The 12,334-nt window shown below is 72.5% G+C and carries 11 protein-coding genes; 2 read left to right on the top strand and 9 right to left on the bottom strand.

The genetic code is table 11. From position 1 onward, the window contains the following. Positions 1-131: 131 nt before the first annotated feature. From GTW43_RS15385 to GTW43_RS15370, 4 genes are all read right to left on the bottom strand, one after another. Positions 132-1,205, bottom strand: coding sequence for a dipeptidase (locus tag GTW43_RS15385; protein ID WP_161302515.1), 1,074 nt, complete (start codon positions 1,203-1,205; stop codon positions 132-134). Positions 1,206-1,376: 171 nt separating this feature from the next. After that, positions 1,377-2,573, bottom strand: a complete 1,197-nt coding sequence (locus GTW43_RS15380; RefSeq protein ID WP_161302513.1) for a dipeptidase — start codon at positions 2,571-2,573, stop codon at positions 1,377-1,379. Between the two features lie 5 nt (positions 2,574-2,578). Further along, on the bottom strand, positions 2,579-3,112 hold the full coding sequence (purE, locus tag GTW43_RS15375; protein ID WP_161302511.1) for a 5-(carboxyamino)imidazole ribonucleotide mutase: 534 nt from the start codon (positions 3,110-3,112) through the stop codon (positions 2,579-2,581). Beyond that, on the bottom strand, positions 3,109-4,311 hold the full coding sequence (locus tag GTW43_RS15370; RefSeq protein ID WP_161302509.1) for a 5-(carboxyamino)imidazole ribonucleotide synthase: 1,203 nt from the start codon (positions 4,309-4,311) through the stop codon (positions 3,109-3,111). The genes purE and GTW43_RS15370 overlap by 4 nt, the downstream gene beginning before the upstream one ends. 96 nt (positions 4,312-4,407) lie before the next feature. Here GTW43_RS15370 and GTW43_RS15365 point away from each other — a divergent pair, with 96 nt between their 5' ends. Beyond that, entirely contained in the window at positions 4,408-4,938 is a 531-nt protein-coding gene (locus tag GTW43_RS15365) for a GtrA family protein (protein ID WP_161302507.1), read from the top strand. A 3-nt stretch (positions 4,939-4,941) separates the two neighbouring features. Here the strand turns inward: GTW43_RS15365 and GTW43_RS15360 are convergent, their stop codons facing one another. Then, positions 4,942-6,222, bottom strand: a complete 1,281-nt coding sequence (locus GTW43_RS15360) for an ATP-binding protein (RefSeq protein WP_161302506.1) — start codon at positions 6,220-6,222, stop codon at positions 4,942-4,944. Between the two features lie 65 nt (positions 6,223-6,287). Further along, positions 6,288-6,965, bottom strand: coding sequence for a response regulator transcription factor (locus GTW43_RS15355; RefSeq protein ID WP_161302504.1), 678 nt, complete (start codon positions 6,963-6,965; stop codon positions 6,288-6,290). Between the two features lie 450 nt (positions 6,966-7,415). Between GTW43_RS15355 and GTW43_RS15350 the strand changes: the two genes are divergently transcribed. Beyond that, positions 7,416-8,903, top strand: coding sequence for an oligopeptide:H+ symporter (locus GTW43_RS15350; RefSeq protein WP_161302502.1), 1,488 nt, complete (start codon positions 7,416-7,418; stop codon positions 8,901-8,903). Positions 8,904-8,969: 66 nt separating this feature from the next. Here the strand turns inward: GTW43_RS15350 and GTW43_RS15345 are convergent, their stop codons facing one another. From GTW43_RS15345 to GTW43_RS15335, 3 genes are all read right to left on the bottom strand, one after another. Next, positions 8,970-10,346, bottom strand: coding sequence for a hypothetical protein (locus GTW43_RS15345; RefSeq protein ID WP_343246016.1), 1,377 nt, complete (start codon positions 10,344-10,346; stop codon positions 8,970-8,972). Beyond that, a complete protein-coding gene (locus tag GTW43_RS15340) occupies positions 10,343-11,494 on the bottom strand; it encodes a hypothetical protein (protein WP_161302500.1) in 1,152 nt (383 codons plus the stop codon). The genes GTW43_RS15345 and GTW43_RS15340 overlap by 4 nt, the downstream gene beginning before the upstream one ends. Further along, positions 11,491-12,334: hypothetical protein (locus GTW43_RS15335; RefSeq protein WP_343246015.1), on the bottom strand; the 844-nt coding region annotated here is incomplete at its 5' end. The genes GTW43_RS15340 and GTW43_RS15335, both read right to left, overlap by 4 nt.

Raw genomic sequence — 12,334 nt, 5'->3', positions numbered from 1 at the left:
GGTGAGCGGGGTCTGGTGCGTCGAGATGCAAGGCGGAGGAGGGCGGCAATGCGGAGCATTGACAACCGACGACAACGCCGCAGGTCGGCGTGCCAGACCCCGCGTCCGCGACATGATCCGCCGGACAGGCCCTAGGGGGTCGGCGCTCCCGCGGACGGGGTTCCGCGGTGGAGGGCGGCGCGGGCCGTGAACTCGACGCTGCGCAGCACCCGTTGGACGTTGTCCCAGGTGAGCAGGGCGAGTTCGGGCTCGGTCCAGCCGCGGTCGAGGAGCTCGGCGACGAGCGCCGGGTAGCCGGAGACGTCGTCGAGGCCCTCGGGGTGCTCGGTCGCGGTGTCGTACATCCCGGAGAGCCCGACCGCCTCGGGTCCCGCGACCCGGCGGACGTGGTCGAGGTGGTCGGCGACGTCGCGCAGGGCGGGCCCGGTGCGGTCGGCGGAGCACGGCACGAGGCACAGGCCGCCGGCCTCGCCGAGGGCGGCGAGGAGCTCGTCCGGTGCGTTGTCGGGGTGGCTGTTGAGGGCGTGGGCGCCGGAGCGGGTAAGGATCGCGGGCGCCCTGGACACCGCGAAGGTGTCCCGGGCGGTGGCCGGGGAGGCGCCGGTGAGGTCGATCAGCATGCCGAGCCGGTTGAGCTCGCGCACGACCTCCTCGCCGAAGCGGTTCAGGCCGGACTCGCCCGCCCAGTCGGTGCCGCTGAGGGTGAGGACCCGCAGGCCCAGGGCGTGCAGGGCGCGCAGGGCGCCGAGCGAGTCGGCGGCGGCGTGGGCGGGCGCGGGGCCGATGACGACGGCGGTGCGGCCGTGGGCGCGGGCGTCGGCGGTCTCGGACGCGGAGCGGGCCAGGCGCAGGCCCTCGGGGTAGCGGGCGACGACGTGGTTGACGAGGTCGATCTGTTCGAGGGCGCTGGTCACGGGCTGGTCGGTGGCGACGGGCAGCGCCCACAGGAGGGCGCCGGTGCCGCCGGCGCGCAGCCGCGGCAGGTCGGTCTCGACAGCGCTCTCGCCGAGCTCCAGGTCGTACCAGGGCAGGGCGCGCAGGGCCTCGAGGAGGCCGCTGTAGCCGTCGGCTATGGGGTGGCGCGCGAGCAGCTCGTGGGCCCGGTCCGGGTCGGGTGCGGGGGGCGCCTCGGGGGGCGGGGCGGCGGGCTGGTCGAGCTCGCCGGCCTCGGCGGGGGCGCTGAGTTGGTCCTGCAGTTCTGCCATGAGGGGGTCCTGCTCAATTGGGGCAAAGCGTTCGGACCACGGTGGCACGGGGTGGCGCGGGGGTACGCGGTGAATGGTGCGTTCGGGTGAGTGCGCCGCTGACCTGCGCACTCACCCGGGGGCCGGCCTCCGACGGCGCCGCGCCGGACAGGGCCCGGGGCGAAACACGCCCTAGCCGTCGAGCTGCTCCAGCGTCGCGTTCGACGGGCCGCGCCGGGACCGGAGGTCGCGGGCGACGGACTCGGCGTCGCCGAGCACCCGGACCGCGTTGCGCCAGGTGAGCTTCGCGAGGTCGTCGCGGGACCAGCCGCGGCCGATCAGCTCCGCGATCAGGTTCGGGTACCCGGAGACGTCGTCGAGGCCGTCCGGCGTGAAGGCCGTGCCGTCGTAGTCGCCGCCGATGCCGATGTGGTCGACGCCCGCGGTCTCGCGCAGGTGGTCGAGGTGGTCGGCGACGGTGGCCGCGGTGGCGACCGGGCGCGGGTGCGCCTCCTCGAAGGCCCGGTGCAGCTTCATGGCCTCGGGGGACGTGTCGAGGTGGTGGAAGCCGTGCGAGCGCAGGTTGTCGTCGGCCGCCGCGGTCCAGTCGACGGCGGCCTGGAGGACGAACTTCGGCACGAAGGTCGCCATCGCCACTCCCCCGTTGCCGGGCAGGCGTTCCAGAACGTCGTCCGGGATGTTGCGCGGGTGGTCGCAGACGGCGCGCGCGGACGAGTGCGAGAAGATCACCGGCGCCTCGGTGGTGTCGAGCGCCGCCCGCATCGTGCTCGCCGCGACGTGCGACAGGTCGACGAGCATGCCCTCGCGGTTCATCTCGCGCACGACCTCGCGGCCGAACGCGGACAGGCCGCCGACGCCGGGCTCGTCGGTCGCCGAGTCCGCCCACGCGATGTTGTCGTTGTGGGTGAGCGTCATGTAGCGGACGCCGAGCGCGTACAGGGCGCGCAGGGTGGCCAGCGAGTTGTTGATGGAGTGCCCGCCCTCGGCGCCCTTGAGGGAGGCGATGCGGCCCTCGGCGCGGGCGGCCTCCATGTCGGCGGCGGTGAGCGCGGCGCGCAGGTCGGCCGGGTAGCGGGCGATCAGCTGGTCGACGCAGTCGATCTGCTCCAGCGTGGCGCTGACCGCCGCGTCGCCGCTCAGGTCGGTGCGGACGTACACGGACCAGAACTGGGCGCCGACGCCGCCGGCCCGCAGCCGGGCCAGGTCGGTGTGCAGGTGGGCGCTCTGGTCGGCGGCGATGTCGCGGGCGTCGATGTCGTAGGTGACCTGCTCGCGCAGCGCCCACGGCAGGTCGTTGTGCCCGTCCACGACGGGGAAGTCGGCGAGCAGTGCGCGGGCCTGCTCCAGGGCCTCGGGGGTGATGCTCACGCCGCTCACTTCCCGAAGCCGAAGCCCGCGCCGGCGCCCTCGACCTTGGACCGCAGGCGCTTGCCCTTCTCGGTGGCCTGGTCGTTGAGCTCCTGCTGGAACTCGCGCATACGGGTCTGCAGGTCCTCGTCGTGGGCGGCGAGGATGCGGGCGGCGAGCAGGCCCGCGTTGCGCGCGCCGCCGACCGAGACGGTGGCGACCGGGACGCCGGCCGGCATCTGCACGATGGACAGCAGGGAGTCCATGCCGTCGAGGTACTTCAGCGGCACGGGCACGCCGATGACGGGCAGCGGGGTGACCGAGGCGAGCATGCCGGGCAGGTGTGCGGCGCCGCCCGCGCCCGCGATGACCGCCTTCAGGCCGCGGCCCGCGGCCTGCTCGCCGTACGCGATCATCTCGTGCGGCATGCGGTGCGCGGAGACGACGTCGACCTCGTAGGGGATCTCGAACTCGTCGAGGGCCTTCGCCGCGGCCTCCATGACGGGCCAGTCGGAGTCCGACCCCATGACGATGCCGACGACAGGATTCACCGGGCTCATTCGGTAATGGTCCCTCTCAGGTATCCGGCTGCGTGACGGGCGCGCTCCAGCACGTCGTCGAGGTCGTCGCCGTAGGTGTTGACGTGTCCGACCTTGCGGCCGGGCTTCACGTCCTTGCCGTACATGTGGATCTTGAGCTGGGGGTCGCGGGCCATGCAGTGCAGGTACGCGCTGTACATGTCCGGGAAGTCGCCGCCCAGGACGTTGGCCATCACGGTCCACGGGGCGCGGGGGCGCGGGTCGCCGAGCGGGAGGTCGAGGACGGCCCGCACGTGGTTGGCGAACTGCGAGGTGATCGCGCCGTCCTGGGTCCAGTGCCCGGAGTTGTGCGGGCGCATCGCCAGCTCGTTGACGAGGATGCGGCCGTCGCGGGTCTCGAAGAGCTCGACGGCGAGGTGACCGACGACGCCGAGCTCCGCCGCGACGCGCAGCGCCAGCTCCTGGGCCTCGCCGGCGAGGCGCTCGTCGAGGCCGGGCGCCGGGGCGATCACGGTGTCGCACACGCCGTCGACCTGCTGGGACTCGACGACGGGGTAGGCGACGGCCTGGCCGTGGGGCGAGCGCACGACGTTGGCCGCGAGCTCGCGGGCGAAGTCGACCTTCTCCTCGGCGAGGACGGGCACCCCGGCCTTGAAGGGCTCGGCGGCGTCCGCCTCGGAGCGCACGACCCACACGCCCTTGCCGTCGTAGCCGCCGCGCACCGTCTTGAGGACGACGGGGAAGCCGGCGCCCTCCTCGGCGAACGCGGTGACGTCGGCGGGGCCGGTCACGATGCGGTGGCGCGGACACGGCACGCCGATGGAGGTGAGCTTCTCCCGCATGACGCCCTTGTCCTGGGCGTGCACGAGCGCGTCGGGCCCGGGGCGCACGGGGATGCCGTCCGCCTCCAGGGCCCTCAGGTGCTCGGTGGGCACGTGCTCGTGATCGAAGGTGATCACGTCACAGCCGCGCGCGAAGTCACGCAGCGTGTCCAGGTCGCGATAGTCGCCGACGACGACCTCGCCGACGACCTGGGCCGCGGAGTCCTGGGGAGTGTCACTGAGGAGCTTGAACTTGATGCCGAGCGGGATGCCCGCCTCGTGTGTCATACGAGCGAGCTGTCCACCGCCGACCATGCCGACTACCGGGAACGTCACGCCCCCAGGGTATCGGCCGATCGACCGGTTCCCCGCACGGCCCGGGTTCGGACGAACATCCATGGAGGGCGTCGGCGGGTGCGCGTGGCTAGCATGGACGGGCGGTTCGCTCGGGCCGCACGACCACTGCACGGGGACTACGGGGGCTGAGGCGGCACCATGACAGCGACCACGGAGCGATCGGCCCCGTCCCGCCTGGGCGGGCTGCGGAGCCGCTTCGACGCCCTGGCCAGGGAGATCGCCAAGTTCGGCCTCGTCGGCGCGCTGGGCGTCCTCGTGAACTTCGGCGTCTTCAACCTGATGCGGCACGGCACGGACCTCCAGGTGGTGCGGGCCAGCGTGATCGCGACGGTCGTCGCCATCGCCTTCAACTACGTGGGGTTCCGCTACTTCACGTACCGCGACCGGGACAAGAGCGGCCGCGCCAAGGAGCTCACGCTCTTCCTGCTGTTCAGCGTGGTCGGCCTGGTGATCGAGAACGGGGTGCTCTACGCGGCGACGTACGGCTTCGGCTGGGACAGCCCGCTGCAGAGCAACGTGTTCAAGTTCCTGGGCATGGGCATCGCGACCCTGTTCCGCTTCTGGTCGTACCGGACCTGGGTCTTCAAGGCGCTGCCGGCTCGCGAGACCGTGGCCAGTGCCGAATCGTTCCTGGACGAGCGGGCGCCGAGCGTGCAGCGCGTGAAGTAGCGGTCAGCGGATCGTCTGCTCCGCGTCCTCGTCGTCCGCGTTCTTCCTGAGCGGGGTCCGGGACAGGAACAGGCCGAAGACCGGCGGCGACGTCTGGAGCATCTCCAGCCGGCCGCCGTCCGCCTCGGCCAGGTCGCGGGCCACGGCCAGTCCGATGCCCGTCGAGTTGCGGCCCGAGATGGTCCGCTCGAAGATCCGCGAGCCGAGCTCGGAGGGCACGCCGGGCCCCTCGTCCGTGACCTCGATCACCGCCTGGTTGCCCGTGACACGGGTGCGCAGGGCGACGGTGCCACCACCGTGCATCAGCGAGTTCTCGATGAGCGCCGCGAGGACCTGGGCGACCGCGCCGGGCGTGCCGACGGCCGTCAGGTGCCGCTTGCCGGACGAGACGATGGCGCGGCCCGCGCTGCGGTAGGCGGGCCGCCACTCCTCCAGCTGCTGCTTGATCACCTCGTCCAGGTCGAAGGTGACGGCCGAACCGGTCCGCGGGTCGCGGGAGTTGGTGAGCAGCCGCTCCACGACGTCGGTGAGCCGCTCGACCTGCGCGAGCGCGATCGTCGCCTCCTCCTTCACCTCGTCCAGGTCGTCCGTCATCGTGATCTCCTCCAGGCGCATGGACAGCGCCGTGAGAGGGGTGCGCAGCTGGTGCGAGGCGTCGGCGGCGAGGCGGCGCTCGGCGGTGAGCATCCGGGCGATGCGCTCGGCGGAGCCGTCGAGGACGTCGGCGACACGGTCCAGCTCGGGGACGCCGTAGCGCTTGTGCCGGGGGCGCGGGTCACCGGAGCCGAGGCGCTCGGCGGTGGAGGCGAGGTCGGTGAGCGGGGAGGTGAGCCGGTTCGCCTGGCGGACGGCGAGGAGCACGGCGGCGACGACCGCGAGCAGCGCGACCCCCGCGATGATCAGCAGGGTCCGGCCGACCTCCTGGGTGACGGCCGAGCGGGGTTCCTCGACGGTGACCTTCTCGCCCTGCTCGCCCGGCGCGGTGTAGGTGATGACGTCGCCCTCGGGCTTGTCGCCGAGCTCGATCGGGGGGCGGCCCGGCATCTCGATGACCGCGTACCGCTCCTCGATGGCGACCTGGTCCTTGAGGATGGAGACGGTGACCTGCTCGTCGCTGAGCAGCCGGCTGTCCACGATGGACGCCAGCCGCACCGCCTCGGACTCGACCCGCTCCTGAGCGCTGTTGGTGATCGTCCGGGTCTCGACGATGACGAGGGACACCCCGAACACCGCGATCACGACGAGCACGACGGCCAGGGTGGAGTTGATGAGTCGGCGGCGCATGCCTCTCAGTGTCCCGGATCAGCCGCGCCGCGGCCGCGAGGGCCGGTCCGGGGGCCCGGCCCGGTTCAGCTCTTCTCGAAGCGGAAGCCGACGCCCCGCACCGTGGCGATGTACCGCGGGTTGGCCGCGTCGTCGCCGAGCTTCTTGCGCAGCCACGAGATGTGCATGTCCAGCGTCTTGGTGGAGGACCACCAGGTCGTGTCCCACACCTCGCGCATCAGCTGGTCCCGGGTGACGACCCGGCCCGCGTCCCGCACGAGCACCCGCAGCAGGTCGAACTCCTTCGCCGTGAGCTGGAGTTCCTCGTCGCCCATCCAGGCGCGGTGCGACTCGACGTCGATCCGCACGCCGTGCGTGGCCGGCGCCTCCTTGGGCTCGGCGGAGCCGCGCCGCAGCAGGGCCCGGACCCGGGCGAGCAGCTCGGCGAGGCGGAACGGCTTGGTGACGTAGTCGTCGGCGCCCGCGTCGAGACCGACCACGGTGTCCACCTCGTCGGCGCGCGCGGTCAGGATGAGGATCGGCACCGTGTGTCCTTCGGCACGCAGCCGGCGGGCCACCTCGAGGCCGTCCATCCCGGGCAGTCCCAGGTCGAGCACGACGAGGTCGATGCTGCCCTGGAGGCCGGCGTCGAGCGCCGTGGGCCCGTCCTCGCGGACCTCGACCTCGTATCCCTCCCTGCGCAGGGCGCGGGCCAGCGGCTCCGAGATGGACGCGTCGTCCTCGGCGAGCAGTACACGGGTCATGCAGTGATGGTAGTCCGCGCGGGCCCCGCCCTGGACGGAACCCGAACCTCCGCGTTCGCCTCCTCCGGGTGTGGGGTGAGAACCTGAGAATTGCCTTCGAATTCGCCCGACGGTTCCATCACGGCCTGTGATCCATCTCTCAAGTCCTTCCATATCCCGCACTGTCGTGTCGTAAGCTGATCCAACGCCTGATGCACTACTGGGGGACCTTTGCGGCGCACCGCGCATCGAAGGTCCCTTTTATGTGCGAGCTGACGAGTGTCAGTTTCGAAAGAACGACCTGCGGCCGGGCCCCGCGCGTAAGGAAGCGCGCCGGGGCGTGGATCCCGGGTCCGCCGTACCAGAACCCCAGGGCGTGGGGAGGACGGTAGGACTCGGTGCCGGCCAGCCCCCACAGGGGATCCGTCCCGAACCCGGTACGTGTCCCCGAGACCCCACGAGGATCGACCCATGGCGTCCAGCCTCACGAAGGACGCGGCCAGCATTCCTGGCCCGCAGAAGACCTTCTTCGGCCACCCCCGCGGCCTGGCCACACTCTTCATGACCGAGATGTGGGAGCGTTTCTCCTACTACGGCATGCGCGCCCTTCTCCCGCTGTACTTGGTCGCCCCGGAGGGGCTCGGCCTCGACGCGGGCACGGCCATCGCCATCTACTCCGTCTACATGTCGACGGTGTACCTGCTCGCCATGCCCGGCGGCTGGTTCGGCGACCGCGTCTGGGGACCGCGCAAGACCACGGCGATCGCGGCAGCCATCATCATGGCGGGACACCTGGTGCTCGCCCTGCCGATGGACGCGACGTTCTACTTCGGTCTCCTGCTCGTGGCGATCGGCTCGGGCCTGCTGAAGTCCAACATCTCGACGATGGTCGGGCACCTCTACAACGGTCCGACGGACCCGCGTCGTGACGGCGGCTTCACGCTCTTCTACATCGGCATCAACCTGGGTGCCTTCTTCGCGCCGCTGACCATCGGCACCGTCGGCCAGAACGTGAACTGGCACTTCGGGTTCGCGCTCGCCGCACTCGGCATGGCGCTCGGCCTGGCCCAGTTCCTGCTCGGCACCAAGCACCTGGACGCCAAGTCCCACGTGGTGCCGAAGCCGCTGAGCGCCCAGGAGCGCGCGACCACGCTGAAGAAGGCCATGATCTGGCTGCTCGTCGCCGTCGTCTTCTACGGCATCGTCGGCGGCACCGGCCACTACACCCTGAAGTGGGCCACGAACCCGCTGATGATCATCGGGCTCGTCGTCCCGATCGTCGTCCTGTTCCGCATCAAGCGGGACAAGGAACTGACCTCGACCGAGCAGACCAAGGTCTCCGGCTACATCTGGTTCTTCGCCGCCGCGGCCGTCTTCTGGATGATCTACGACCAGGGTGGCTCGACCCTGTCGATCTTCTCGGACGCCCACGTCAACACCTCGGTGTTCGGCTGGGAGTTCCCGGTGTCCTGGTTCCAGTCGGTCAACCCGGTCCTGGTCATGGCGCTGGCCCCGGTCGCCGCGTGGCTCTGGCTCTACCTGGCCCGCTCGGGCAAGGAGCCCAGCACGGTCGTCAAGTTCTCGGCCGGTCTGGCCCTCATCGGCATCTCCTTCTTCGTCTTCCTGCTGCCCCTGGCGGCCTCGGGCGACGGCAAGGTCAGCCCGTGGTGGATCGTCCTGATCTACTTCTGCCAGACCGTCGGCGAGCTGTGCCTCTCGCCCGTCGGCCTGTCGGTCACCACGAAGATGGCGCCCGCCAAGTACAGCTCGCAGATGATGGGTGTCTGGTTCCTCGCGGTCACCGCGGGCGATGCCGTCACCGGTCTGCTGTCGAACAACGGCGTGAACCTGGACACCAAGCCGATGGTTGCCGTCGAGGCGATCGCGGCGGTCCTCGCCGGTGTGGCGATCTACATGTACCGCAAGCGCGTCAAGGAGCTCATGGGCGACGTCCACTGACGTCCCAGGACCCGCAGGACGCAGAGGGCCGCCGCACCGGATCGGTGCGGCGGCCCTCGCCGTCGTTCACCCCTGGCGCATCCGCCTCGCCCGCGGCAGGAACGTGAAGACCGCGCCGCCCAGCAGGATCACCGTGCCGGCGACCAGGCCCAGCGCGCGCAGGGCGCCGTCGTTCGAGGCGCCGGTCTCGGCGAGGCCGCCCGCCGCGCCGCCGCTCGCGTCCGCGCCGCCCGCCGCGGCGGAGCCGGAGCCGGAGTCCGAGCCGGAGCCGCCGGCCGCGCCGCCCGGCTGCGCCGTCGTGTCGATCTCCAGCGAGACCTCCGTCTTGGTCGGGGTGCAGGTCGTCGTCGTGCCCAGCGCCTCGACCGTGAGGACGCCCGGCGACAGCGTGGACTTGCCGTCCGCGCCCGGCTTGTACGTGCCGGTGAGGTCGGGGATCGTCATCGGGTCACCGGACTTGATGGGCTCCTTGTTCGTGGGGCCCTCGACCGCGACCGTGCCCTTGTCCGCGCCGCCCAGCTTGACCGCCATCGACGGCTTGACGGAGTCCGCCGGGATGTCGGCGGGGCTGTCCATCACGGACTTCTTGAACTGGACGGTGAGGGCGTAGTTCCCGCCGTCCTTCTTCGCGTTGATCTGCACCGGGGACGTCGCGTTCTTGTCGCCGATGGGCGTCTTGCAGGCGTACGGGATCGAGACCTCCTTGCCGGTGAAGTCGGTCTGGCCGCCGTCACCGCCGGAGGCACCGCCCGCCGCGTCGCCGCCCGACGCGGCCGCGCCGCCGCTGTCCGAGCCGCCCGCGGCCGCGCCCGCGCTGTCCCCGCCGGAGGCCGCCGCGCCGCCCGAGTCGTCGCCGCCGGACGCGGCGCCGCCGGAGTCCGAACCGCCCGCGCCGCCGCCGTCGGTGACCTTGACGGTGACGGCGGGCGCCACGGTCTCCTTCGGGGTGCACTTGGTGTCGGTCGAGATCGGCTTGTTGACGTTGATGTTGTACGCGTCCGGGGTCAGCGTCACGTCACCGGCCTCGGTGAGCTTCAGCTTGCCCTTCATGTCGGACAGCACCATCGCCGCGCCCTTCTTGATGGGCGGGTTCTCGCGCGCTCCCTCCAGCTTCAGGTCGCCGGTCTGCGCGCCGCCGACCTTGACGGTGCCGGTCGGCTGGACCGTGTCGGCGTCCAGGTCGAGGATGTCGGGGTTCTTGGACGCGGCCTGCGTCGTCTTCCACACCACCTCGATCTCGTCGCCGACCTTGGCCGTGGCGGGTGCGGTGATGTCCGTGACCGTGGTGCCCTCGATCGGCGGCAGCCCGGAGATCGCGGGCGGGATGCACTCCGTCTTGAACGAGGACTCGGCCGCCTGCGCAGGGGCTGCGGCCAGCCACAGCCCCGCACCGGACAGGATCAGGGCGCAGCCGGCCGCGCCGGCTCTCCGTTGCCTGTTCACGTGGTTCCTTTCGTCGGACTGGTGTTGTCGGGCGGTGCGGAGAGCTGTCCGGCCGCAGGCCGCCCCGGACCGGTGTCCGGGGTGAACCAGGGCAGGGTGGTCGTGCCGGGGTCCGGCGGGGTGTCCGGCGGCCCGGAGTCGGTGGCGGCCGGTGCTGCCGCCCCGCGCGGGGACCCGACCTTCGGGAGCCGCACGGTGAGCTCGGCGAGTCGCTGGGCGCCGCGGTGCCGTCCGGCGGCGCGGTCGCGGGGCCGCTGCCGGTCGCGGGGCCGCAGCCGGTCCACGACCGCCATCCCGATCCGGAACACGGCGGCGGGCACCACGACGCACAGCAGGATCCAGAAGAGCGTCACACCCCACGGGCGGCCGACGCCCCACGGCCGTTCGGCGAGGACCTTGCCGCCGTACTTGAGCGAGACGAGGTAGCTGCCGTGCGCGCCGGCCGACAGCTCGACGGGCAGTTCGATCCTGGCCTTGCGGCCGGCCTGGATCGTGCCGCGCCACTGCTGCTCCTCCCACTGCGGTGCGAACACGCCGTGCGAGGTGCCGACCTGGAAGACGGGGTCCTTGACCGGGGCCGATCCGACGTTGCCCACGGTGAAGGTGAAGGTCCGCGCGGGCGGGGCGCCGAACCAGGTGAGGATGCCGCTGGAACCGTCGAGCCGCGTGTCGGAGACCATGGTGAGCCGCCCGCCGCCGGTCTCCGCGGGCAGCGCCTTCACGGGGTGCCCCGCGACCTGGAACGCGGCGTCCGCCTGCGCCTTCTCGCCCGTGACCGTCGCGACGTGCACGACGCAGGGGCAGGGCACGGGCGGCTCGGCGACCGGCAGCTTCTTGCCGAAGGCGCCCTTGCCGTCGGTGGTGACGGCGAGCCCGTCGGCGTTGGCGCAGGAGTTGGTGCCGCCGATCACGCCGCGCTCCGGGGTGGCCCGCCCGCACACCAGCAGCATGAGCAGCGCCCGCGGCCGCCATCCGGCGCCCTTCACGGTGATCGAGCCGCCGGTGCCCGCCTGGGTTCTGGAGAGGGTCACGGTGGGTTTCCCGGCGGCCTCGGCCGCGAGCGGCAGCGCGACCGCGCTCCCGAGGAGCGCGGCCACGAGGGCCAGGGCCGTGAGCAGCCGCGTGCCCGGCGCGCTGCGGCGTGTCATGACGTACTCCCTTGTGTGTCGGGGGTCTGTCGTCGGCGGCGCCGGTACGCGTACGCGACGCAGCCGCCGGCGGCGAGGACGGCCAGGCCGCCGCCGAGCGCGCCCCACGGGACGAAGCGGGCGCGCGCCGTCGCCGAGTCACCGGCGCCGCCGCCCGCGGTGACGGTGACCTTCACGTCGACGTCGTCGAGGGCCGGGGCGTCGCGCCAGGGCTCGGTGAGCGTGACCCGGCGACCCGGCAGCAGGTCGAGGGACAGGGACCGCGGGCCCCGGTCGAGCACGGCGCCGAGGAGCCCGTCGGCGCGGACGGTGAGGCGGGGGCGGAGCGTGGTGTTCCCGCGGTTGACGACGTCGTACCGGATGGCGTCGCCGCCGACGACCCGGACCCGTTCGACGGTGAGCGCGGACAGGGTCGGGCCGCTGACCCGCAGGTGGACGCTGACCGCGGCGTCCCGGCCCGCCGCGCGCGCGACGACGGCGCCCGGGTGGTCGCCGGGCACCGCGCCCGCGGGCACGCTCACCGTGAACGGGACCTCGGCGCGGGTGCGCGCCGGGATCCGTACCGAGGTGTCCGCGAACCTGATCCACGCGCCGGTGTCCTTCGCCCGCTCGCGCAGAGCGGGCGATCCGTCGTCCTCGTGGTCGGCGTCCACGCCGCGCAGGGTGACCTTCAGGGGGCGGTCGGTCGGATTGGTGACGGCCACCTTGTCCTCCAGGACGCTGCCGGGGGTGCCCTCCGCGTAGACGTACGGCCGGTCGGCGCCGCCCGACGCGGGCGTGATGGTCCAGTGGGGCGCCGCGGCACCGGCCGGAGCCGCGGCGCCGCCCCAGGCCAGCAGG

The sequence above is a fragment of the Streptomyces sp. SID5785 genome, assembly GCF_009870065.1.
Taxonomy (GTDB): domain Bacteria; phylum Actinomycetota; class Actinomycetes; order Streptomycetales; family Streptomycetaceae; genus Streptomyces.
The sequence above is the reverse complement of the archived record's forward strand: the minus strand, read 5'-3'. Positions and strand labels throughout refer to the sequence as shown.